General features: G+C 69.8%; 21 protein-coding genes. 11 read left to right on the top strand and 10 right to left on the bottom strand.

Annotated elements, in window-relative coordinates; all coding sequences use genetic code 11:
* Positions 1-7: 7 nt before the first annotated feature.
* Positions 8-2,332 carry a molybdopterin oxidoreductase family protein gene (locus tag OG912_RS20540; protein WP_326736743.1) on the bottom strand — a complete coding sequence of 775 codons (2,325 nt, stop codon included), beginning with the start codon at positions 2,330-2,332 and terminating at the stop codon, positions 8-10.
* Positions 2,329-3,480: an MFS transporter gene (locus OG912_RS20535; protein ID WP_327710636.1), complete on the bottom strand. Its 1,152-nt coding sequence runs from the start codon at positions 3,478-3,480 to the stop codon at positions 2,329-2,331. Before OG912_RS20535 ends, OG912_RS20540 begins: the two co-directional genes overlap by 4 nt.
* Before the next feature lie 405 nt (positions 3,481-3,885).
* On the opposite strand from OG912_RS20535, the gene OG912_RS20530 reads away from it, so the two are divergent.
* Complete coding sequence (locus OG912_RS20530) at positions 3,886-5,022, top strand: P1 family peptidase (protein ID WP_327710635.1); 1,137 nt, start codon at positions 3,886-3,888, stop codon at positions 5,020-5,022.
* Between the two features lie 133 nt (positions 5,023-5,155).
* Complete coding sequence (locus OG912_RS20525; protein WP_327710634.1) at positions 5,156-5,950, top strand: DUF6227 family protein; 795 nt, start codon at positions 5,156-5,158, stop codon at positions 5,948-5,950.
* A gap of 90 nt (positions 5,951-6,040) precedes the next feature.
* Here the strand turns inward: OG912_RS20525 and OG912_RS20520 are convergent, their stop codons facing one another.
* Positions 6,041-7,588, bottom strand: coding sequence for an MFS transporter (locus OG912_RS20520; protein ID WP_327710633.1), 1,548 nt, complete (start codon positions 7,586-7,588; stop codon positions 6,041-6,043).
* A gap of 62 nt (positions 7,589-7,650) precedes the next feature.
* On the opposite strand from OG912_RS20520, the gene OG912_RS20515 reads away from it, so the two are divergent.
* Positions 7,651-8,622, top strand: coding sequence for a helix-turn-helix transcriptional regulator (locus OG912_RS20515; RefSeq protein WP_326736748.1), 972 nt, complete (start codon positions 7,651-7,653; stop codon positions 8,620-8,622).
* A 143-nt stretch (positions 8,623-8,765) separates the two neighbouring features.
* Here OG912_RS20515 and OG912_RS20510 read toward each other — a convergent pair whose 3' ends face one another.
* A complete protein-coding gene (locus tag OG912_RS20510; RefSeq protein ID WP_327710632.1) occupies positions 8,766-9,764 on the bottom strand; it encodes a sigma-70 family RNA polymerase sigma factor in 999 nt (332 codons plus the stop codon).
* 148 nt (positions 9,765-9,912) lie between these two features.
* Here OG912_RS20510 and OG912_RS20505 point away from each other — a divergent pair, with 148 nt between their 5' ends.
* Positions 9,913-10,503, top strand: a complete 591-nt coding sequence (locus OG912_RS20505; protein ID WP_327710631.1) for a GNAT family N-acetyltransferase — start codon at positions 9,913-9,915, stop codon at positions 10,501-10,503.
* A gap of 71 nt (positions 10,504-10,574) precedes the next feature.
* On the top strand, positions 10,575-11,651 hold the full coding sequence (locus tag OG912_RS20500) for a questin oxidase family protein (RefSeq protein WP_327710630.1): 1,077 nt from the start codon (positions 10,575-10,577) through the stop codon (positions 11,649-11,651).
* Between the two features lie 25 nt (positions 11,652-11,676).
* Here the strand turns inward: OG912_RS20500 and OG912_RS20495 are convergent, their stop codons facing one another.
* Positions 11,677-12,459, bottom strand: coding sequence for a dioxygenase family protein (locus tag OG912_RS20495; RefSeq protein ID WP_326736751.1), 783 nt, complete (start codon positions 12,457-12,459; stop codon positions 11,677-11,679).
* Between the two features lie 134 nt (positions 12,460-12,593).
* Between OG912_RS20495 and OG912_RS20490 the strand changes: the two genes are divergently transcribed.
* Entirely contained in the window at positions 12,594-13,109 is a 516-nt protein-coding gene (locus tag OG912_RS20490) for a MarR family winged helix-turn-helix transcriptional regulator (protein WP_327710629.1), read from the top strand.
* A gap of 105 nt (positions 13,110-13,214) precedes the next feature.
* On the opposite strand, the gene OG912_RS20485 is transcribed toward OG912_RS20490, so the two are convergent.
* Positions 13,215-14,747, bottom strand: coding sequence for an MFS transporter (locus OG912_RS20485; protein WP_326736753.1), 1,533 nt, complete (start codon positions 14,745-14,747; stop codon positions 13,215-13,217).
* Between the two features lie 171 nt (positions 14,748-14,918).
* Positions 14,919-15,581 carry a TetR/AcrR family transcriptional regulator gene (locus OG912_RS20480; RefSeq protein WP_327710628.1) on the bottom strand — a complete coding sequence of 221 codons (663 nt, stop codon included), beginning with the start codon at positions 15,579-15,581 and terminating at the stop codon, positions 14,919-14,921.
* A 329-nt stretch (positions 15,582-15,910) separates the two neighbouring features.
* On the opposite strand from OG912_RS20480, the gene OG912_RS20475 reads away from it, so the two are divergent.
* Entirely contained in the window at positions 15,911-17,188 is a 1,278-nt protein-coding gene (locus OG912_RS20475; protein ID WP_327710627.1) for a M6 family metalloprotease domain-containing protein, read from the top strand.
* Here the strand turns inward: OG912_RS20475 and OG912_RS20470 are convergent.
* Positions 17,175-18,584: a class I adenylate-forming enzyme family protein gene (locus OG912_RS20470; protein WP_327710626.1), complete on the bottom strand. Its 1,410-nt coding sequence runs from the start codon at positions 18,582-18,584 to the stop codon at positions 17,175-17,177. The two genes, OG912_RS20475 and OG912_RS20470, sit on opposite strands and share 14 nt — an antisense overlap.
* 435 nt (positions 18,585-19,019) lie before the next feature.
* Here OG912_RS20470 and OG912_RS20465 point away from each other — a divergent pair, with 435 nt between their 5' ends.
* On the top strand, positions 19,020-19,772 hold the full coding sequence (locus tag OG912_RS20465) for an IclR family transcriptional regulator (RefSeq protein WP_327710625.1): 753 nt from the start codon (positions 19,020-19,022) through the stop codon (positions 19,770-19,772).
* Between the two features lie 117 nt (positions 19,773-19,889).
* Positions 19,890-20,516 carry a glyoxalase gene (locus OG912_RS20460; protein WP_327710623.1) on the top strand — a complete coding sequence of 209 codons (627 nt, stop codon included), beginning with the start codon at positions 19,890-19,892 and terminating at the stop codon, positions 20,514-20,516.
* A 74-nt stretch (positions 20,517-20,590) separates the two neighbouring features.
* Here the strand turns inward: OG912_RS20460 and OG912_RS20455 are convergent, their stop codons facing one another.
* Positions 20,591-21,079 carry an AMIN-like domain-containing (lipo)protein gene (locus tag OG912_RS20455; protein ID WP_327710622.1) on the bottom strand — a complete coding sequence of 163 codons (489 nt, stop codon included), beginning with the start codon at positions 21,077-21,079 and terminating at the stop codon, positions 20,591-20,593.
* 310 nt (positions 21,080-21,389) lie between these two features.
* Here OG912_RS20455 and OG912_RS20450 point away from each other — a divergent pair, with 310 nt between their 5' ends.
* Entirely contained in the window at positions 21,390-21,524 is a 135-nt protein-coding gene (locus OG912_RS20450) for a hypothetical protein (RefSeq protein WP_327710621.1), read from the top strand.
* A gap of 430 nt (positions 21,525-21,954) precedes the next feature.
* On the top strand, positions 21,955-22,917 hold the full coding sequence (locus OG912_RS20445; RefSeq protein ID WP_327710620.1) for a LysR family transcriptional regulator: 963 nt from the start codon (positions 21,955-21,957) through the stop codon (positions 22,915-22,917).
* Between the two features lie 33 nt (positions 22,918-22,950).
* Here OG912_RS20445 and OG912_RS20440 read toward each other — a convergent pair whose 3' ends face one another.
* The gene (locus OG912_RS20440) at positions 22,951-23,754 is read right to left on the bottom strand and encodes a DUF402 domain-containing protein (RefSeq protein ID WP_327710619.1); all 804 of its coding nucleotides are present in this window, start codon (positions 23,752-23,754) and stop codon (positions 22,951-22,953) included.
* Positions 23,755-23,758: the final 4 nt, after the last annotated feature.

Here is a 23,758-nt window from a genome sequence, read left to right as displayed (position 1 = left end):
GCGGGCATCAGCTCCTTTCCGAGGTGCCACGGCCCTGCGGGGACGTGGGCGGCAGCGGGTCGGTGCGGGAGACCTGGGTCTCCGGGTAGGCGACATGGCCCGGCGCGACCGGGGGCGCGGGAACCTCGTCGATCTTCTCGGCGTGCTCGATGCGGCAGGCGCAGACCTTGTACTCGGGGATCTTGGAGCGGGGGTCCAGGGCGTCGATGGTCAGCGCGTTGGCCGCGGTGGGGACCGGCCAGTGGTACGGGATGAAGACGGTGTCGGGGCGGATCGCCTCGGTGACCAGGGCGGGGAAGACCTCGCTGCCGCGCCGGGTGACGACGCGGACCGGCTCGCCGTTGCGGAAGCCGTGGGAGGGGTGGATCTCGGCCCAGGGGCGCGGGGTCTGTTCGACGAGGGCGCCCAGGCGGCGGGTCTGGTTGCCGGAGAGGAAGTGCGCGACGGTGCGACCGGTGGTGAGGGACATGGGGTGGTCGTCGTCGTACGGGTCCATCGGCAGGTGCCAGTCGACGACCTGCATATGGATCTTGCCGTCGGGGTGGTAGGTCCTGCCGTCCTCGAAGAGCCGGGGGGTGCCGGGGTGGTCGGTGGAGGGGCAGGGCCAGGCGATCCCGCCGGTCTCCTCCAGCCGTTCGTAGGTGATGCCGTAGTAGTCGTTGACGGTGCCGGCGGAGGCGATCCGCAGCTCGTCGAAGACCTCGCGGGAGTCGGCGAAGGCGAATTTGTCGCCCGCTCCGAGACGCCTGGCGAGTTCGCACATCACCCAGGTGTCGGTCCGTACGCCGGGGGGCGGGTCCTGGGCCTTGTTGTGCTTGACCACCCGGGCCTCGGCGTTGGCCATGACCCCTTCGTCCTCGGCCCAGGTGGTGACGGGGAAGACGACATGCGCGTTGGCCGCGGTCTCGGAAAGGAAGAAGTCGAATTGAGCGTGGAACTCGGCTGTGTCGTATCCCTCCTTGACCACCTTGTAGTTGGGCAGGGAGACGAAGGGGTTGTTGCAGATGCCGATCAGTCCGCGGATCTCGCGGCGCTGCATCTGCCAGACCATCTCCATCATCGAGGTGCCGGCGCGCGGGAGTTCGGACTCCTCGATGCCCCAGATCTCGCAGATCTGGCGGCGGTGCTCCTCGTTCATGATCGAGCGGCCGCCGGGCAGGAGGTCGGACTTCTGGCCGTGCTCGCGGCCGCCCTGGCCGTTCCCCTGGCCGGTGATGGTGCCGTAGCCGGCGCCGGGCTTGCCGATGTGTCCGGTGGCGGTGCAGAGGTTGATCACGGTGAGGCAGTTCTCGACGCCCTGCGAGTGGTGCTCGATGCCGCGGGCGTGCCAGGCCATGGCCTTGGGGGCGCGGGCGAAGGTGCGGGCGACCTGGACGACCTGTTCGGCGGGGATCCCGCAGATCTCGGCGGCCCGGGACGGCGGATACTCGGCGGCCTTGGCCTTGACCTCCTCCCAGCCGGTGGCGTGGGCGGCGAGGTAGGTCTCGTCGGTGAGGCCCTCCTCGATGACCACGTTGAGCACGGAGTTGAAGAACGCCGCGTCGGTCCCCGGCTTGAGGGCGACATGGATGTCGGCGGTCCGCGCGATGGCCGTCTCGCGCGGGTCGATGACGATCAGGCTGGCGCCGCGGTCCCGGGCGCCCCACACGTACTGGGTCATCACGGGGAAGCACTCGCCGACGTTGGAGCCCGCGATCAGCAGGCAGTCGGTGAGCAGGATGTCGGAGAAGGGGTTGCCGGCCCGGTCGATGCCGAAGGCGAGCTTGTTGGCGCCCGCCGCGCTGACCATGCAGAGCCGGCCGTTGTAGTCGACGTGCCGGGTCTTGAGGGCGACCCGGGCGAATTTGCCGACCAGATAGGTCTTCTCGGAGAACAGGCTCGCGCCGCCGAGCAGCCCGAAGGCGTCATTGCCGTAGGTCTGCTGGATGCGCTTGATCTCGGCGACGGTGAAGTCGAGCGCCTCGTCCCAGGAGACCTCCTGGAACTCCTCGTCACGGGAGCGGCGCATGAGCGGGGCGGTGAGCCGGTCGGGGTGGTTGACCTGCTGATACGCGTTGATGCCCTTGGGGCACAGGCGCATCCGGTTGATGTCGTGGTTGCGGGGTTCGACGCCGAAGACCTTGCCGCCGCGGTCGACGCGCAGATACATCCCGCACTGCACACCGCAGAAGCAGCAGTGGGTGGGGACGAGCGTTTCGCCGTTCTGGTCGGCGTGCCACTGGTCGGCGGGGATGCCGCCGGCGTCGCGGAAGGCGCGGGTGCCGGGCGGGGCGAGGGAGGGGTCGAGGGGGACGACCGCACGGGTGTCGGCTGCTCGCGGATCCGCGGTCACTTGAAGCCCTTCTTCACCTGGGAGAGATAGGCGCTGCCGCGCAGCACCCGCTTGCAGCGCGGGCAGTACTCGGCCCACTGGTCGAAGTCGAGGCTGAGGTCGCGCATGGTGCCGCGGAGGTTCTCGACGTACGGGGCGGTGTCGATGGGTTCCTCGCAGCGCCGGCAGTTGAAGACCTCCTGGTCCTGCCGGCCGGTGTACTTGAACAGCTGCATACCGACGGCGGCGGGGCGCTGGACGATATGGAAGAACTTCCCGAACGGGATGTAGATGAGGGTGAAGACCACCGAGACCATGTGGAGGATCGCCAGGAACTCGTATCCCCCGCCGTGCAGGAAGATCGACGAGAAGGTGAGGAGCAGGCCCGTCACGGAGATGACGATCAGCGCGATGAGCGGCACCAGGTCGTAGCCGAAGCGCTGGCCGGTGATGGCGCCGCGGTCCTTCATCCGGCGCCACAGGAAGTAGGAGGCGCCGGGGATGACGAGGACGGCGGCGATGTCGAGGCCGTGGAACATCAGCCAGCCGAGGATGTCCAGGGAGTCGAAGCCGATGATCTTGAAGCCCCAGATACGCATCTCGTAGCCGGGTCCGGATCCGGTGTCCGAGGTAAAGGTGAACCAGCCCCAGGTCAGCGGGAAGGTGATCAGCGAGGCGAGGATGCAGCCCCAGAAGATCAGCTGGTGGGCGGCCCAGCGGGCGTGGGAGCGGGCGCCGAGGAACTTCTGGAAGCCGAGGTAGGTGGCGATCATCTTCGGCAGGGCGGTGGGTGCCTTACGGAAGTTCTCGACCGAGAAGAGGCTCCCCCAGCCCTTCTTGAACAGCCGTCGGGCGCCGGGGGCGGAGACCCAGACCGTGTAGCGGTAGGCGACACCGAAGGCGAGGAAGACCGTGGCCACGGCGTACGGCAGCAGCGCGGAGTCGAAGTTCTCCAGGAACCTGCTGCCGAGCACGATGGCCACGATCAGCAGGAGGGAGACGATCACGCCGGCCGCGGTCGCGCGGGCGGTGACGGACCGGGGGACGGCGGCGCCGGAGCGGGCGGACCCGCCGGAGGGCGGCGGGGCGACGGCCTCGCCGGAGGAACCGGTGTGGTCACCGGGGGCGGGCTGCGCGGCTGCGGCAGAGGCTTCTGGTGGCTCGGTCACGCCGTCAGCGTAGGGCCGTATGGGGATATTAGTCCTGTTTTATGGCCCTACGGGTGAGCGCGTCGTGGTGGGGAGGCATCCGGGCGGCGAGTTCGACGGCTCACGACCGGAAGACCGTGAGACTCGGCTCGGGTGCCGCCCAGGGTGCAGAGCGCCCGTAGTGCACGGAAGGTCATAGGGGAGACGAGCGGGCGGCCGTCCTCACCGATTCCGGCCATCAGTCATCAGCCACCTTCCGCGTCGTCCGCGCGCCTTCTTCACCGCCTCGTCCACCGCACTCCCGATCATCGCGTCCGGCCGCCCGCATCGGTCCTCGGCGAAGGGCCGTTGGCCCCGCCGCCCGGCGGGTACGTTCACGATGCACCCCCCGGAGCAGTGACCCACCCGCGCCACGAGGAGCACCGGATGACCGGTCAGGACACCACGGCCCCCACGCAGCAGGCACCGGTCCGCAGGGACGCGCTGACCGATGTCGCCGGGATTCGCGTCGGACATGCGCGGGTGGCCGGCAAGGGGGCGCTCAGCGGCACCACCGTGATCCTCGCGCCCGAGGGCGGCGCGGTCGCGGCCGTCGACGTACGCGGCGGGGGCCCCGGCACCCGCGAGACGGACGCGCTGGATCCGCGCAATCTGGTGCAGCGCATCGACGCCGTGGTCCTCACCGGCGGCAGCGCGTTCGGCCTGGACGCGGCGTCCGGGGTGATGGCCTGGCTGGAGGAGCAGGGGCGCGGCGTGCGGGTCGGCGCCGATCCGGCCCAGGTGGTCCCGGTGGTCCCCGCGGCCTGCGTCTTCGACCTGGGGCGGGGCGGCGACTGGCGGGCCCGGCCGGACGCCTCGACCGGCCGGGCCGCGGTGGAGGACGCGGCGCGCACGGAGCCCGGGGCCGCGGTCGCGGAGGGCTGTGTCGGTGCGGGCACGGGCGCGGTCGCCGGGCAGCTCAAGGGCGGGGTGGGCACGGCGAGCGTCCTGCTGCCGTCCGGGATCACGGTGGGCGCCCTGGCCGTGGTGAACGCGGCGGGCTCCGTGCTCGATCCCCGCACCGGAGTGCTGTACGGGGAGTACGGCGGCGCCGAGCCGGCCGTCGCTCCCGCGCCGGAGCTCCACCAGGAGGCGCAACGGCGCCTGACGCAGGCGCGCGACGCGAACACGCGCCCCCCGCTCAACACCACGCTCGCCGTCGTCGCCACGGACGCCGAACTCGGACGCGCCCAGGCGCAGAAGCTCGCGGGGACGGCGCACGACGGGCTGGCGCGCGCCATCCGGCCCGTACATCTGATGACCGACGGGGACACCGTTTTCGCCCTGGCCACCGGCGCGCGAACACTGGATCCGGCGAACCCGCTCGCGCTGAACGACCTGCTGGCGGCGGGCGCGGAGGCCGTGACCCGGGCCATCGTGAAGGCCGTGCGGGCCGCGACGGGAGTCAACGGCAGCGACGGCGGCGGCACATACCTCGCGTACGGCGATCTCTACGACACACCGCGGCATTCGGCACAGTCACCGGACAATAGGGCGCATGTCCTCGACTCGCCTTCGGCGTAGGGCAGTTCGGGCTCAGAGCGGGAACCTTCTGCGTGCACGGTACGTTTTCTCCAACCCCGGTCACGATGTCAGACCCAGGGACTACGTTGAGCACGCACCAAGTCACACGCGGCGACGGCCTGGAGACAGCACCTTGAGCGATCCGTACGAGACAACCGAGCAGCACCTCGAACGACTCCTGCGACGGGCTCTCAACTCGTTCGACCTGCCCGACAGTACGGTCGAGCGGCTCGGCACCGCGCTCGCCCACAGCAGCTCCCTGCACTCCTCGCACCACAGTTCATCCCTGCACCGCGAGACCTACCGGCACACCTACCTGCTGGCCGACGGCACACCGCTCGCCCTGTGGGAGCTCGTGCACTGCGGCCCGCGCGATGCCTCGGACCCGGGACACGACACGGCCGCGGGCCCGGGGTACGACACGCAGGCCGGACTCCGGCAGCACGAGCTGTACGACGACGAGGCCGACGTCCACATCGCGGCGGCCCGGCTGACCGGCGGCTTCTGCGACAGCCCGGTCTTCGGGCACGACGGACCGCAGGCCGACCTGGAGATACTCGACGCCCTGATGGCGGCGCCACCGGCCCCGCTGCCCCGGATGTACGCCCCGGACAACTCGGCGGACCACGCCCGCCGGGTCCTGCGCCGCGCGGAGAACCGGGACGTGCCGGGCAAGGCGACGGCGCTCCTGCTGCGGTCGGCCTTCGCCCACCACATCACCCAGGTCTTCGGGCGGCAGTGCCAGGTGGACGGGCGGGACGCGGGGTTCACGCTGTACGAGCACGCCTTCCTGCTTCTCGACGGCCGGGAGACGAGCCTGTGGGAGGTCGAGCACACGGCGACGCCGGACGGCCGTCACATGTGCGAGGTGTACGGCGACGAGGACGCCGCACGCGGCGCGATGGAGAGCCGTACCCGCATCTGCTGACAACCGCCCGGCCCGGAGCATGACGGTGCCCGCACCCCGGCCGGGGTGCGGGCACCGTCATGCTCTTCCGCTTCCGCGCCTTGCGCCTGCTCAGTGCGTCAGCACCGGCTCCTTGGCAGGCTGCTCGGCGGAGTCCGCGGAGCCGACGCTCTCGTCGCCGCCCTCCACGTGCTGCTTCGGCCGGGCCGGCAGCGCGAACATCAGCAGGAAGATCACCGCGAGCACGCCGGCCACCCACCACAGCGACTGCTCGAAGGCGTCGGCGAACGCCGGACCGATCTGCGGCGGCGTCAGGTGGTCGCCCATCGCACCGATGAAGATGACCGAGACGAGGGCGAGCCCCAGCGCGTTACCCATCTGCTGCACGGTGTTGAACAGTCCGGATGCCGATCCGGAGTGCTCCTTGGGCACCTCGGACAGCACCGCGTCGGCCAGCGGGGCCACGATCAGCCCCATGCCGACACCCATGACCACCAGCGGCAGCGCCATCTGCCAGGACGTGATCCCCATGCCGTAACGGTCCGACTCCCAGATGTAGAGCAGCAGACCGGCGATCATGAGCAGCGCCCCCGCCTGGAGCACCTTGCGCCCGAAGCGCGGCACCAGCTTCTGTACGGAGATACCGGCGGCGAACGACACGGCGATCGAGAACGGGATACCGGTCGTGCCGGCGCGCAGCGCGCTCCAGCCGAGGCCCTCCTGCATGTACAGCGTCCAGACCAGGAAGAAGATGCCGAGGCCGATTCCGAAGGTCAGCTGCACGGCGATGCCCGCGGCGAAGCTCTTGACCCGGAACAGCGACAGCTCGACCAGCGGCGAACCGTCCCGGCGCGCCTTCGCCCGCTCGAACAGCACGAGAGCGGCGAAGACGACGATGCTGCCGGCCATCGACAGGTAGCCCCAGAGCGGCCAGCCCAGCTCCTCGCCGCGGGTCAGCGGGTAGATGAGCATGAGCATCGCCAGCGTCACCAGCACCACGCCGACCATGTCGAGGCGGAGCGCCTTCGGCGCCTTGGACTCGGTGATGAACTTGCGGCCCAGGATCAGGCCCGCGATGCCGACCGGCAGGTTGATCAGGAAGATCGGGCGCCATTCGAGACCGGCGATGTTCCACTCGGTGAGCAGCGCGCCCAGCAGCGGACCGGACACGGCGCCGAGGCCGACGATCGCGCCGAAGAGGCCGAAGACCTTGCCGCGCTCGTGCGCCGGGAAGGTGGCGTGCACGATCGACAGCACCTGCGGCACCATCAGCGCGGCCGTGCCGCCCTGGAGGATGCGGGAGGCGACGAGCATCTCCGGGTTCGCGGCGAATCCACAGAGCGCGGAGGCCACCGTGAAGCCGGCGATCCCGATGAGGAAGAGCCGCTTGCGCCCGTAGATGTCACCGAGCCGGCCACCGGTGATCAGACCGGCGGCGAAAGCCAGGGCGTACCCGGCGGTGATCCACTGGATCGAGCTGAACGAGGCTCCGGTGTCCGCCTTGATGCTCGGGATGGCGATGTTGACGATCGTGACGTCGACCAGGTCCATGAAGGCCGCGGTCATCACGATGGCCAGCGCGAACCACCGGCGGCGGTCCGACGGGTCCGGGGCCGCGGCAGCGTCCGCCGTCGACGGCAAGGGTGCGGAAGAAGTCATATGAGGAAGTTAAACGTCAATTAGGTCAGGTCATGACCCAATGGGCGGGCATCCTGAGTGACATGACCGACACCCCGGCACGACTGCTGAATCTGCTGTCACTGCTCCAGACGCCGCGCGAGTGGCCGGGCAGTGAACTCGCCGACCGGCTCGACGTCAGCCCGCGCACCATCCGCCGCGACATCGACCGCCTCCGCGACCTGGGCTATCCCGTCGAGGCGTCACGCGGCTCGGTCGGCGGCTATCGGCTCGTGGCCGGCACGGCGATGCCGCCGCTCCTTCTTGACGACGAGGAGGCGGTGGCCATCGCGGTGGGCCTGCGGGCCGGGGCCGGTCATGCCATCGAGGGCGTCGACGAGGCCTCCGTACGGGCGCTGGCCAAGCTGGAACAGGTACTGCCCTCCCGGCTGCGCCACCGGGTCTCCACCCTGCAGAACGCGACGATGCCGCTGGCCCGGGGGGACGGCTCGACGATCGACCCGCAGACGCTGACCGTGATGGCGTCGGCGGTCACCGGCCGGGAGCGGCTGCGGTTCGCGTACCGCGCGGGGGACGGCGCCGAGACCAGGCGGCAGGTGGAGCCGTACCGCCTGGTGAGCACGGGGTGGCGCTGGTATCTCGTCGCGTACGACCTGGAGCGGGCGGACTGGCGCACCTTCCGGGTCGACCGGGTCAGTGACCCGTTCGCCACGGGCGCCCGTTTCACGCCGCGCGAACTGCCGACCGGCGACGCGGCGGAGTTCCTCAGCAGTTCCATGGCGCGCAGGCAGCCGGAGCTGGCGGTCGACGTGAGCTTCGCGGCCCCCGCCGACTTCGTGGCCTCGCGGCTGCCCGCCTCGATCGGCCCGCTGGAGCAGACCGGCGAGCACAGCTGCCGGCTGCGGGCGGTACTGACCGACTCGCTGGAATGGGTGGCGCTGCGCCTCGCACTGGTGGACTGCGAGTTCACCGCGCATCAGCCGCCGCAGCTGGTGACGTATCTGAAGGACCTGGGCGGCCGGCTGACCCGCGCGGCGGCGACGCCTGCCTCATAGGACCCGCGTGGCAGGAAGGACCACAGGAAGGGCCGCCGGAAAAAAGGATGAGCCCCGGCGCCAGGGGGGGGTGGGCGCCGGGACTCAGCTCTAGGGGGCCGCCGATGTGAAGCGGCCCAATTCGGAGGTTACTGGACGCGGGCTCATGCCGCAGCGTCAAAGCCCGTGTCGTGAGCCATTCGCTTCAGTTCGAGCAGTGCGTGCTTCTCGATCTGGCGGATCCGCTCGCGGGTGAGCCCGTGCTGCTTGCCCACTTCGGTGAGGGTCCGCTCACGGCCGTCCTCGATGCCGTACCGCATACGGATGATCGATGCGGTGCGGTTGTCGAGCTTGCCGATCAGCTCCTCCAGCTCCTCGCTGCGCAGCAGTGTCATCACGGACTGCTCGGGCGATACGGCCGAGGTGTCCTCCAGGAGGTCACCGAACTGCGTGTCGCCGTCGTCGTCCACCGACATGTTCAGACTGACCGGGTCGCGGGCCCAGTCCAGGACGTCGCTGACGCGCGACGTGGTCGAGTCCAGCTCGGCGGCGATCTCCGAGTGCTCCGGGTCGCGTCCGTGCTCGCGGTTGAATTCGCGCTGCACACGGCGGATCCGGCCGAGCTCCTCCACCAGGTGGACGGGGAGCCGGATCGTGCGCGACTGGTCGGCTATGGAACGGGTGATGGCCTGCCGGATCCACCACGTCGCATACGTGGAGAACTTGAAGCCCTTGGCGTAGTCGAACTTCTCGACCGCGCGCACCAGGCCGGCGTTGCCCTCCTGGATCAGGTCGAGCAGGGGCAGCCCGGCTCGCGGATAGCGGCGGGCGACGGCAACGACGAGCCGGAGATTGGAACGGATGAATATGTCCTTGGCGCGCTCGCCCTCGGCGACCAGCGCCTCCAGCTCCTCGCGCGAGGCCCCGCCGGCTTTGCTCTCCACCGCACCGTCGAGGACCTGCTGCGCGAAGACACCCGCTTCCAGGGTCTGCGACAGCTCGACCTCCTTGGCGGCATCGAGCAGCGGCGTGCGCGCGATCTCGTCCAGGTACATGCCGACCAGGTCGCGATCGGCGATCTCCCCGCCCACGGCGCGAACACTGCTTGCCCGGTTGGTCCCGCCGGTGGCGGACGAACGACGGGCGACGGCACGGGTTGCCATGCGTGCTCCCTTGCTAAGTAGGTCGCGACACCCTTCCGGGTGCCCTGCATCCGATGGAAACAACGACTGGAATCCGGACAGAATTCCCATGCCTGGCATTCATTTTCGAGATCATGCAGTACCCTGTCGCGTCACCGGGGGAGGGCGCATGATGCAGTCGAGCACAGAGGTGCAGGTCAGGCCGGGTATCGAGGCCGATCTGGAGTCCCTCACGGACATCTACAACCATTACGTACGTGAGACCGCCCTCACATTCGACACGGCCCCCTTCACTCCCGAGCAGCGCCTGCCCTGGTTGCGCTCCCACCCCGAAGACGGCCCGCACCGGCTTCTGGTTGCTCAGGAGGTCCCCGACGCGGACGGGACGACGGACGAATCGGCAGACGGGACGGCGGACGGAACGAGCGGGGCGGGCCCCCGGATCCTGGGCTACGCCACCAGCAGCGCCTTCCGCCCCAAGGCGGCGTACTCCACGTCCGTCGAGGTGAGCGTCTACTGCTCCCCCGACGCCACGGGGCGGGGCATCGGCACCCTCCTCTACTCGGCGCTCTTCGAGGCCCTCGCCGGTGAGGACCTGCGGCGCGCGTACGCGGGCATCACCCAGCCCAACGAATCCTCGGTCCGGCTGCACGAGCGCTTCGGCTTCCGGCCCGTCGGTACGTACTCGGAGGTCGGCCGGAAGTTCGACCGGTACTGGGACGTGGCCTGGTACGAGAAACACCTGGGGCCTCGGACCTAGTCCCGGAGCCCGCCCCGTCCGGGACCGCAGCCCGATACCGGGTGCCGCCGCGGTGCCTACCGTGATTCCGCATGACCCTCACGACGCACACCCCGTCCGACACCTCGGGAACCCTCGACGAAGCGCTGGAGCGGCTGCACACCTTCGGCCCCGAGCGGGGCGGCTGGCTGAGCAACCACGCCCCGATGGCCGTCGAGGCGCTGGTGCGCCACGGCCAGGCGCCGGCCGTGCACCGGTGGCTGGACCACTACCGGCAGAAGCTGGAGGACATGCCGGACCCGGCCGTCGAGGTGACCCCGGAGAACTGGCAGGAGGCGCTCGGCGATCCGCGGCGCATCGCCGACTGGGCGGCGTACTTCGAGCGCGAAACGGCCGGCCGCCCCTGGCGCGAGGTCCTCGCCGAGTGGTGGCCGCGACTGCTCCCCGGCATCGCGGCCGGCGCCACGCACCCGGTGATCCGGGTCGGCCACAGCGTGCGCACACTGCTGGGCGCGCCGGAGCACGGGCCCCGCGCAACCCTGCCGGCCGCGCCGGAGCACGGACCCCGTGTGACCGAGCTGGCTCACGCCCTCGGCTACTGGGCGGCCCGCCATCAGCCGCTGCCCCCGCTGTCCTCGCTCGCCCCGGCAGCCGACGCCGCCGCCGCGCTGGACGCCGTGGCGCCGGTGCCCGACCGGAGCGGCGGGATCCGGAACCGGCTGGACCAGCTGACCGCCTTCCCCGCGTGGCCGGGCCGCGCCGTCACCGATCCCGACACCGCCCGCGCCCGGCTGGAGGAACTGGTGCGGGCCGCCACCCATCGCTATGCGACGTACGGATACGGCGCGCCGATCATGCTGGTGCACGCCGCCACCGCACCCAATGCCGTGCTGCGCACACTGCCCGCGCTCCCCCGCGAACTGTGGGCGCCCAGTCTGGACGCGGCCTGGGCAGCGAGCGCGGCGGTCACCGCCGCGTACTCCCCTCAGCAGCCCGCCGAGCCGGTGCCCGTGCCCGGCAGACTGTCTCCCGAGGAGGTCTTCGCGCAGGCGGCAGCGCACGGCGACGACCACACCATCAAGTTCACCGACACCGCGCTGGACATCGGCGACGCGACCGCGCTGGCCGCCGCGCTCCGGTCGGTCGAGCTGAACCCGCCGGCGTTCTGACCCGGGCGGGCGGGGAAGGCCCGCCTCAGCCGAACTGCACCGAGCGCTTGGCCAGCCCCATCCAGAACCCGTCGATCACGCTGCGCCCCTGCCCCAGCTCCTGCTCCGCGGCGCCGAGCGTCACGAAGAGAGGGGCGAAGTGCTCGGTGCGCGGGTGGGCGAGCCGGCCGGCCGGTGACTTGTGCTCGAAGTCCAGCAGCGCGTCGATGTCCTGCGCCTGGAGCGCCCGGTGTCCCCAGTCGTCGAACTCCGCCGACCAGCCGGGCACGCCGCCGCCCGTATGCCGCAGAGCGGCCAGATTGTGGGTGAAGAAGCCGCTGCCGACGATCAGGACGCCCTCGTCGCGCAGCGGCGCGAGCTTGCGCCCGATGTCCATCAGCTTCTGCGGGTCCAGGGTGGGCATGGAGATCTGCAGCACCGGGATGTCGGCCGCCGGGAACATCTCCACCAGCGGGACGTACGCCCCGTGGTCGAGGCCCCGGTCGGGGATGTCCTGGACCGGCGTACCGGCGCCGCGCAGCAGTTTGCGGACGCTCTCGGCCAGTGCGGGGGCACCCGGGGCGGCGTACCGCACCTGGTAGTAGTGCTCGGGAAAACCCCAGAAGTCGTAGACAAGCGGGATCGTCTCGGTGGCGCCGAGCGCGAGCGGGGCCTCCTCCCAGTGGGCGGAGACCATGAGAACGGCGGTGGGCCGTGGCAGCCCGGCGGACCAGGCGGCCAGTTCGCCGGGCCAGACCGGGTCGTCGGCCAGCGGCGGTGCGCCGTGGGAGAGATAGAGGGCGGGCATGCGCTCCGCGGTGACTGTCATGACACTCCCCATCCACTGCTGCTCAAGGTAAGTCTTCTACGGGGCCTTCAACAGGAACAGTTCTTTAATGTTCAAGTTCCTACGTTCGGAGACCTTAGCTCTATCTTGTTCAACTTTCAAGAAAAGGTCGTACAGTGGAGTACATGACCACGGCATCCACCGGTGAGCAGCCGCGTTGGCTCACCGACGAAGAACAGAGCGTCTGGCGTGCGTATCTGCACGCCACCACGCTCCTGGAGGATCACCTCGACCGCCAGTTGCAGCGCGATGCCGGCATGCCGCACATCTACTACGGACTGCTCGTCCAGCTCTCCCAGGCCCCCCGCCGCCAGATGCGGATGACCGAACTGGCCAAGGACGCCAAGATCACCCGGTCCCGGCTCTCGCACGCCGTCGCCCGGCTGGAGAAGGGCGGCTGGGTACGCCGCGAGGACTGCCCGTCCGACAAGCGCGGCCAGAACGCGGTCCTCACCGAGGAGGGCTACGAGATGCTCCGCCGCTCGGCCCCGGGCCACGTCAGCGCCGTGCGCCAGGCGATGTTCGACCGGCTCAGCCCCGAGCAGGTGCGCACGCTCGGCGAGATCATGCAGGTCATGGCGGCCGGACTCCAGCCGGAGGGCTCGAACGCGGACCTCCCCTGGCTCCGCTGACCCGCCGCACCCCCTTCCCCGCACGCGCCTCTGCCCCGGTTCCGTCGAACGGAACCGGGGCAGAGTTCGCTTCACACCGCGTCACGGCACATCGCGCGCAAGGGCTCAGTGCGCGACGACCGGCACCTTGAACTCGTCCTCGACACCCTGGGCGTCACCGGAACCGGTGCCCCCGGACGTCGTGGTGACCGACGGGCGGCCGGCGTTGATGAAGGTCCCCGCGATCGCGGCGGCCACCACCAGGATGCCGACGGCCCACCAGATGGCGCCGGTGAAGCCGTGCACCATCGACTGGAGCTTCAGCAGCTCCGGGTCGGTGGCACCGAGCGCGGCGTGCGAGGTGGCGTACGCCGTGGCGGCGGAGGCGGCGATGGTGTTGAGCAGCGCCGTACCGATCGCACCGCCGACCTGCTGCGAGGTGTTGACCATCGCGGAGGCGACCCCGGCGTCACGCGGCTCGATGCCGTGCGTGGCCAGCGACATGGCGGGCATGAACGCCGTGCCCATGCCCAGACCCAGCAGGAGCTGGCCGGGCAGGATGACCGCCGCGTAGGACGAGTCGATCTCCAGCTGCGTCAGCAGCAGCATGCCGACACCGGCGGTCAGGAAGCCGGGGGCCATCAGCAGACGGGCCGGGACCCGCGTCATCAGCCGGGCACCGATCTGCGTCGAGCCGGTGATCATGCCGACGATCATCGGCATGAAGGCGAAGCCGGTCTTGATCGGCGAGTAGCCCTTGACGACCTGCAGGTAGTACGTGAGGAACAGGAACAGGCCGAACATCGCGATGACGGCCAGACCCAGCGAGAGGTAGACGCCACCACGGTTGCGGTCCATCACGACGCGCAGCGGGAGCAGCGGCGACTTGACCTTGGACTCGACCAGGACGAAGGACAGCAGCAGCACGGCGGAGGCGACGAACGTGCCGATGGTCAGCGTGTCCGACCAGCCACTGGACTCGGCGCGGGTGAATCCGTAGACCAGCGAGACCAGACCGAGCGCGGACAGGACGACGCCGGGGATGTCGAGCGACGAGCGGTTACGGCTGCCGGCCGGCTCGCGGATCACGAAGTACGCACCGGCTGCGGCGACGATCGCGAACGGGATGTTGACGAAGAACGTCCAGCGCCAGTTCAGCGTCTGGGTGAGGAATCCGCCGAGGATCAGGCCGACGGCGCCACCGCCACCGGCGATCGCCCCGTAGATGCCGAACGCCTTGGCGCGCTCCTTGGCATCGGTGAACATCACCGCGAGCAGCGACAGGGCCGCCGGGGCGAGCAGCGCGCCGAACACACCCTGGAGGGCGCGCGAGCCGAACAGCATGCCCTGGTTCTGCGCAGCTCCGCCGAGTGCGGAGGCCAGCGCGAAGCCGATCAGACCGACGACGAAGGTGCGCTTGCGGCCCCAGAGGTCGGCGATCCGGCCTCCGAAGAGCAGCAGTCCGCCGAAGGCGAGGGCGTAGGCCGTGATGACCCACTGCTTGTTGGCATCGGTGATGCCGAGGTCGGTCTGGGCGTGCGGAAGCGCGATGTTCACGATGGTGGCGTCGAGCACGACCATCAACTGCGCGAGGGCGATGAACGCCAGCGCCTTCCAGCGACTGGGGTCAGGGAGTCGGATATCAGCTGTTTTTGACATGGGAGTAGCCACCTAAGGACGCGCGAGGGCGCGCGAGGTCGTGAACCGTGAATTCGGTGAAGGCAGGGCGAAAGCGAGGGTCGGACTCTGGTCAGGGAGAAAAGGGAGAAGAAGGTCGGGGCGTGACGGACACGCGGCCGGGCATCCGGTTCAGGAAATCCGGCGCGAGGGTCAGTTCCGGCGCCGCAGGTCCTCCAAGGTCGCCGCCGTTCCGGGGAGTACGGACCGGGCCGGGGTCTCCAGTCCGTCCAGGAACAGCTGGATGTGGCGGTGGGTGAACCGGTCGATGTTGAGACAGGCGATGCCCGGCAGTGGCCGGGTGAGCTGGGAGAGGGCGACCAGTACGTCGCCGACGGCGATGTCGGTACGCAGGCGCCCCGCGGACATGGCGCGCTCGACGAGCCCTTCGACGGCCTCTTCGAGGCGCCGGCGCTCGGCGAGCAGTTCGGGATGGTCCTGATCGAAGCCGCCGGACAGCATGGGGCACAGCGCCCCGATCCGTTCGTCGGCCGCCGCGTGCACGAAGCGGCTGAGCGCGACGAAGGGGTCGGACTCCTCGCTCGCAGCCTCCTCGGCACGGTCGGTGGTGCGTGAGGTGACCGCGAGGACGACCTCATGGGTCAGGGCGGCCCGGTCGGGGAAGTTCCGGTAGAGGGTGGCGTTGCCGACGCCTGCGCGGCGGGCGACCTCGTCGAGCGGCACATCGGGGCCGAACTCGACGAACATCTCGCGCGCGGCCGTCACGATCCGCTCCCGGTTGCGCAGCGCGTCGGCCCGCGGGCGGGGCGTACGCGGCTGCGCGGTTCCGGCTGCGGTGCGGGCGACGGTGTCCACGGCGGCGCTCCTTCTCTTCCTGGTCTTCCGGCTTCGGGCTCTCGTGCTGCGGGAACCCGGCTGAGCCGGTGCCGTTCCCACGTTCGTAACTCCGGCGACCCATCCGGTTAACCGGGGACCGCCTCCCCGTTTTGCGGGGGACACCGATTCAAACGGGGAACAGGTCCCCGGTTATTTCCCGCCGCGATGTGACCTGAGTCACACCCTTCGGTCGAGGGAAAAACCCACCGATCGGCGCACCCAACGAGCGGCTCCGCACCGCCCGGCTAAGGCTGATCGACAGAGCGCAGTCGGGGTCGGCCGACTGCCGCGGACCCGAAGGCGCCTCTATGCAGCAGCCCCGCCACCGGATACGCAAGCACCGCCACCCGGTGGCCCTCGGCGCGGCAACGGCCCTGGTCATCGCATCACTGGCCTCGGCCAGCAGCACCCTCCCACTGCCCAGCCGGGCCTCCGCAGGACCGATGACCAGCACCCAGGCGGCCGGTCTCGGACCGTGCCGGATATCGACGACCATGGGGGTGCAGATGTCGGAGGGCATGCCCACGCAGCCGGGCTACGCCCGCTCCACCGGCCAGGTACACGCACTGAACCTGATGATCGACTTCCCCGACGCGCCGGGCAAGGAACCGGCCATGGACCGGCTCGCCGAGTTCTTCCCCCAGACCACGGACTGGTTCCGCACGAGTTCCTACGGGCGGCTCACCTATGTGCCCGAAGCGCCGGTGAAGACCTGGCTGCGGATGCCGCTGCCGTTCTCGGAGTACGGGATCGAGCGCGGATCACCGTACGAGCCGGGCTACCGCCACCTCGTCCAGGACATCGTCGCCGCCGCCGACCCGAAGGTGGACTTCACCGCATACGACCTGGTCAACATCCTGGTCACGCCGAACGCCGGGCCCTCGGCCCTGGACACCGTGCTGTCCGTGACCTTCTCGGGCAACGACGACGCCCCGTACGCGGACGGCGTCCCGCTCTCCAACACGTCCTTCGTCTACAGCCGCCAGGACGACGGCTCGGGCTCGTACCCCCAGACCGGCTACCGCGTCCTGCCGCACGAGAACGGCCATGTCTTCGGCCTGCCCGACCTCTACACGATGGAGGGCGGGGGCTCGGTCGGGCACTGGGACATCATGTCGGAGGACTGGGGCGCCAATAACGACCTGCTGGGCTGGCACAAGTGGAAGCTCGGCTGGCTGGACAACAGCCAGATCAGCTGCGCCGCCCGGCCCGGCACCAGCGACCACGTCCTGGAGCCGCTGGCCACCCACGGCGGCACGAAGCTGGCGTTCGTACCGCTGACCGCGGAATCCGGCTATGCGGTGGAGGTGCGGACCCAGGCCGGAAACGACCAGGAGGTGTGCCGGCCGGGCGTGCTGATCTACAAGGTGAGCTCGGACGTCGACACCGGCCAGGGGCCCGTGTCCGTCACGGACAGCACCAAGGACAGCAGCGGCTGCACCCGGCTGCCCAACGTCCACGCCGAACTCTCCGATGCCCCGTTCCAGCCCGGCCAGACCTTCAACGACCGGGCCAACGGGATCCGCATCTCGGTGCTCGACAAGGACTCCAAGGGCGACTACCGCGTACGCATCACCCGCCTCTGACCGTCCGCGACGCCCCGTCCGCGCCGTCCACCCGCCCGTCCCGGATCACCGCCAGGTCTCCGGTACGGAACCAGCCGCCGGTGAACGCCTGCGCCGTGGCCTCCTCGTCCTGCCAGTACCCACGGGCCAGCGCCTGGCCACGGAGCCACAGTTCGCCGGTCTCCCCTTCGGGCAGCGCCTCGCCCGCCGGACCGGCGATCCGCACCTCGGTGCTCGGCGTCGGCCGCCCCGCGCTGCCCGGGTGGAGGCGGTACTCGGCGCCGAGGTTCGCCATGACGCAGCCGCCGGTCTCGGCCGGCCCGTAACCGTTGCGCGGCTCGATCCGCTCCCCGTAGCCGGCGGTCAGCCGTGCGAGCAGGTCCCGTGGTGCCGCAGCCCCACCGGTCTCCAGCACCCGGAGGCTCTCCAGGGCGTCTTCCGTCCGCGCGGCCTCGGCAAGCAGCTGGAGGGCGGTCGCGGGCGCCCCGGAGTACTGCGTGACCCGGTGCTCCCGGATCAGCCGCAGCGCCTCCCGGGCGTCCCACTCGCGCATCAGGACGACGGCGCCACCCGCCGACATCGCGGCGCAGAGGCCGGCGAAGGCGGCTACGTCGGAGAACGGGAACGTCAGCAGCGTGACGGGCGCGGGCCCCTGCCCCGGAATGACTCCCCGGCCGAGCGCGGAGACCGCCGCATGAAAGCGCGGGTTGCGCGCGGCACCCGCCTGGGCCAGCTGTGTGGCCACGGCACCCCTGGGCCTGCCGGCGGTCCCCGAGGTATAGATGATCGTCGCGTCGTCCTCGGGCCGGATCTCGACGTCGGGCGGCGCGGCGAACGGATCGGGCGCCGGCAGGTCCTCGTACCGCTCGACGCGGTCCTCCTGAGTGCGGTCGTGGTCCTCACCGTGAAAGACGATCACCCGCGCCCCAACCCTCCGGGCCCAGTCCGCCACCAGCGGCAACCGCTCCCCGTCGACCAGCAGCGCCCCCGGCCCGCAGTCGTCGAGCGCGTATGTGAACTCGCCCTCCGTCCACCGGGCGGCCAGCGGCACGGCGACCAGCCCGGCCAGCTGGGCGGCCCAGAACGCGATCTGCCACTCCGGGCAGTCGCGCATCGCGACCACCACCCGGTCGCCCGGGCGGAGCCCGTACCTCTCGCTCAGCCGGCATGCCAGCGCGGACGCGGCGGCGAAGAACTCGCCGTACGAACAGCTGCGCTCCCCCGCGATCAGGAACGGCTGGTCCCCGAACGCCCACGTCGTCTCCACGAACTCACGGAGCGTCCTGGGCCCGTCCGCGTACACCAGTGAGCCCGCCTGCGGTCCGCCCTCCTCCCGAACCACGGCGAACGGACCGCCGGGACCGCTCAGCGCGGCACGCACACGCGCCGCCGCTTCGGTCACGGCGGTGTCGGCCACGGCTGCGGCGGAAGAGGGAGATGCGGCTGGGGCCGGATCGGAATGCGGCACGGACAACCTTCCTGAGCACAACGCCGGGCGGCACGCCCCGCCTTACGAAACCAGCTGCGCGCAGTCACGGAAGAGCCCTCCGAAGCCTTCCGGAATCCCCCGCGCGAATGCCCGCTTGCATCGAGTAGTTCATGTCCCGCCCCACCCGCACCGCCATTCACATTTCAGTGACTCACATCACAGGACGAATGGTCGCACCCAAAGCCTCACGGCACCCGGAAACGGGCCAACTTCTCTCAGTGGCCCATTTCGTAAAAGAATGCGAAAGTACCCCCGAGGTGACCAGCAGTCGTAAGACGCACACTGAGGTGCAAGCCCAGGTGTCCGCCGGTGTCCAAGGACGCGGTGCCCATCTCCGATACCGACCGACAATCCGGAGCATGAGTGCCCCCCGCAGCGTCCCCCACCCTGATCGGTTCCGTACAGCGCGCCCTGCGGCTCCTGGAAGCGGCGGCCGACCATCCGCACGGCGCCACGGCGAAGCAGCTGGCCCGCCGCGCCCAACTGCCGCTGAGCACGACGTACCACTTGCTGCGCACCCTCGTGCATGAGAACTACCTGCGGCGGGACCGGGGCCTGTACGTGCCCGGGGACGCCACCCTCAACCTCGGCCGCCCCGTCCCGCCCGGCTCCGGCCCCTCGCACTGGCTGGCCGATGTGGCCCGCGACCTGGACGCGGCCGTCTACTACGCGCTCTACGTGGACGGCGAAATACGGCTCACGCACGCGATGGACGGCCCCTCCCACCCGAAGGTCGAAGAGGGCGCGTCCTTCGGCACATCCGCCCACGCCCACGCCATCGGCCAGTGCCTCCTGGCCCAGCTGGACGAAGCCTCCCGCCGGGAGCATCTGGACCGCCATCCGCCCTTTCCCCTGACGCGGAACACGGTGACGGAGCCCGAAACCGTCCTCAGCCGGCTGGCCCGTACCCGCAGGGGCGAGCCGGCGCTCGAGACCGAGGAGTACGCGATGGGCGCGGTCTGCGCCGCCGTACCCATCACCATCGGCGCCGTCCCCTCGACCATCGCCCTCTCGCTTCCGCTGACCGAGTCGCACCGGCTGCACAGCACCGCCCAGCAGCTCAAGGCGCGCAGCGAACGCACGCTGACCTCGCACGCGTTCACCGTCACCGGCTGACGGCCGAAACTGCGGCCGGCCGGCCCGCTGCCGGGCTCCCTCTGCCGGCTGACCGGCGGCCGAACCGGTCAGGAATCAAGAAGCACCCGCCGCAGGCCCGCGCCTAACGTGAAGCGCATGAGCTCCCCCATCGAAGCCCTCACCCTTGAGGTGGCCGACACCACGGCCGCCCACCGCTTCTACACCGCCCTCGGCCTGGACACCCGGGTGGGCCTGCGCTCCTCGGACGCGCCCACCACCGGATTCCGCGGGTTCTCGCTGTCGCTCACGATGTCCCAGCCGGCCGACGTCCGCGGCTTCGTCGACGCCGCCCTCGACGCGGGCGCGACATCGCTGAAGCCTGCCGCCAAGTCGTTCTGGGGCTACGGCGGCGTCGTCCGGGCCCCGGACGGAACGATCTGGAAGATCGCCACATCGGCGAAGAAGGACACCGCCCCGGCCACCGGGCGGATCGACCGGATGGTGCTCCTGCTGGGCACTGCGAGCGTGACCGCCAGCAAGCGCTTCTACGTCGAGCACGGCCTCGCCGTGGCCAAGAGCTTCGGCAGCAAGTACGTCGAGTTCGACACCCAGGACAGCCCCGTCAGCCTGGCCCTGTACGGGCGCCGCGCCCTCGCCAAGGACGTCGGCGTCCCGGTCGACGGCACCGGCTCGCACCGGATCGCGCTCGTGGGCGGCACCGGCGCCTTCACCGACCCGGACGGGTTCGGCTGGGAGGCCGCGTCACTGACGCCCGCGCCTTGATCCGGGTCGCCGAAACACATCGAACACGAAATGGCTCGACCAGTTATCCGGTCGAGCTGTTTCGCCGGCAGGACCTACCTGTAGACGTCAATGACCAGACGGTCCGGCTGAGTGAGCTGGAAAGCGTTGTAGCGAGTCGACGGTCCGAGTGAAATACCGAAACTGATCACGCCCGCATGCAGACCCGTCAGTTCTATCCCCTTCAGCGTGGGAAGGTCCACCACCTGCTGCATGGGACCCGTGAAGACTTGATTTCCCGCATCGTCGTAGAAACTCGCGGGCGTCATCCTGATGAACAGGTATGAGGCACCCTTGGTCGTGAGGTACGTATCCTGCCCACTCAACGGGGTGTACAGACCCGTCGTGTTGGTTTCCGTCGTGAATTCAGTCTTACCGTTGAAGTCGAACACCAGGCGGTCGTATCCGTCGTGCGTCGCGAAACGGATCCCCTGTATGCAGGGCTGGTAGCACGTGGAGGCGGCGGCGGACACGGAATCGCCCACGGACGTGTCCGCGGTGGCCGTGGTGGCCGCGGGCAGTGCAAGCGCCGGGACGGCTGCCATGAGCACAGCCAGGCGGGCCCATATGGTTCGTGAAAATCGCATATCGCGTGGCTTCCTTCGCGTTGAATTCAACAGCACGGGAGCGAATTGAAGCCGCACGGAGAGCCGACGCCCCCCTGCCGCCATGAAATTTAATACGGCTGAAACAGAGATCGACCTTCACGCTCGATACACTCCCCGACCGGCGATTCACCCCGGGCGAGGCTACGTCGGGAAAGGCGAGCGGGGCCACCCCTTCGGATTCGATGGCGTATTTGCGCCACCGGATTCGAGAACGCGGGCATGAACCCGGAGAGAATCGCCGGCCTCCTTGCCCAGGCAGACCGCCAAGGACCCCGGCCTCCGCACCGAGGCGACCGGCGGGCAGCCCGTGGCGGATACCGCCCTGCATGCGTCGCGCTTCGAGGCGAACCCGACGATGCCGCTCGGCACCGGGGTTGGTTGAATTCAGCAAGGAACTATCGGTGACTGTCACCACAGGTGGTCACATGAAGCTCATATCCCATTAAGGAAGGGTGTCTGACTTATTGGAAGGTGGCATGGACGCAACATGTCGCCCGGATGTCTCGAAACGCGAGACGCCGCATAGATCTCCTTGCGCCTGTCGGGTGCGCTTCGGAGACTGATTCCAGTCACCTGCTCGGCCAACTGCCCGGCAGGGCATGCTTTTTCGTCCGGGGGGGCTCTGTATGGGTATGTCATTGCGTGGTATCGCCGCGAGATCACCCATCGACTCCGACTTTCAGCCCTCACGCATGCACGTTCGGCTTTTGTGCGCCCACAGCGGCTTCCAGTCGAGAGTCCCTCCTCGCGAATTCGGGTGATATCCACCCCCTCAGGTGATTGATTCCGCTGTATGCCGAATGGAGGAATTCGTGCAGGATTTCAGCCGACTGCTCGCGCTCATGGCGGTGGCGGAAACGGGTTCGATCTCTGCGGCCGCGTCGAAACTCGGTTACACACCACCGGCGTTGAGTCAACAAATGGCCAAACTCGAACGGGAAGCACGTGTGCAGCTGCTCGTCCGGCATCGCCGGGGTGCGCGCCTCACCGCCGCCGGTGAGCTGCTCGTACGGCGCGCTCGCGAGATCGAGGCGATCCTGCGGGCCACGGAGACCGACCTCGTGCAGTTCCTCGAAGTCTCGGAGGAGCAGATACGCATCGGCACCTTCACCACGGGCGGGATCCATCTTCTGCCCCCCGTACTGGCGGAGTTGCGCCGCAGGCATACGAGAATCGCCCTGTCTCTCCAGGAGTTCGACCATCCCGACGGACTCGGGCCGCTGGGGGACGGCGACATCGACCTCCTGCTCACCTCCTCGTACATTCACGGCCGGCACTCCCCCGTTCCCGCAGGGCTGAGTTCGGAGGTGCTCCTTGAGGAGGAGCTGCTTCTGGTGGCCCACGAGGGGCATCCTCTGACCGCTGACAGCGTGCCTCTGCACTGGACGGCGCTGGCCGGCTTCCCGCTGATCATCGGGCGGCGCGGCCTGGCCGACCGCGAGACGCTGGAGGCGTTGTTCGCGAGCCGGGCGATGGCGCCTCCGGTGGTCGCGTTCGAGACGGCGAACTCCGCCATGGCCTGCGCCCTCGCCAGCAGCGGGGTCGGAGTCGCCTGCGTGCCGAGAACAGCGGTCGAGGCGAGTACCGCACTCATCAGCACCCGGCCCTTCGCAGCCCAGCCATTGAAACGTGTCGTCAACCTTCTGTGGCGCAGCTCGGACACAACACCGCTGGTGCGCAAGGCCCGTTGCGTGTTCCGTGAGACCTTCGCGCGCAGCGGCGGTGCCCCGAGTGCCAGACCGGCACAGCAGGCGACTGCCGCCTCGGCGTACTGACCGCACGGTCCTGTCCGCGCCGGAGGCCGTGGTTCAGCCGGCGTCCTCGCCCGAGCCGAGACCCGGAAGGGACCAGCGAGGGTCGAGGACCGGCGGCGGCCAGGCCGGGTCGGGATGCCAGCCGTTCCAGCGTTCGTCGAACGGGGGCTCGTGCCGCAGCGCCGACCGGCTCAACTCCTCTCCCTCCGCCCGCATCGAGCGGACGGTCTCCGGAGACACGAGACCCCGGCTCGTCAACTGCGCGAGATCGTCCTCGTCCTTCCAGGTCGCGGTGCCGTCCGGAGCAACCCGGAGGTCCAGGGCGTAGTCCATGTACTGGATGGTGGCGCCCTCACGCTCGTACGGACGCTGGAAGTTGACGTACCAGCCGAGGTGCGCGCCCTTCCGGTCCCAGCAGACCCAGACCACATGGTGAAGACCGCGCGGCATGAGCCAGAGCGTGTTCATCCGCCAGACCCGGTCGATGTGCACCCAGTCCGACCGGACCAGACACTCGGCGATCCGCTCGCCCCGATCGGCCGGCGCCGGCCTGTCCGGCGGAGAGTCGGGCGCGCGCCACTCGGTGCCCGCAGGCATCCACAGAGCAAGGAAATCGCCGTCGTCCCGCACCGCCGTCATCGGCCGTGCGGACCATACCCGGCCCCGCCAGACCTCCTGTACCAGCACCTGCTCGCCCGGCGACCATCGTCGCTGTGCCGCCGTGGATCCACCCGTCATGGATTCACCCGTCGTGGATTCACCCGTCACCGATTCACCCGTCGTGGATTCACCCGTCACCGATTCACCCGTCACCGATTCACCCGTCGTGGATTCACCCGTCACCGATTCACCCGTCATGGAT

Origin of the sequence: Streptomyces sp. NBC_00464 (assembly GCF_036013915.1) — a bacterium.
Taxonomy (GTDB): domain Bacteria; phylum Actinomycetota; class Actinomycetes; order Streptomycetales; family Streptomycetaceae; genus Streptomyces.
This window is presented reverse-complemented; position numbering and strand designations above follow the sequence as displayed.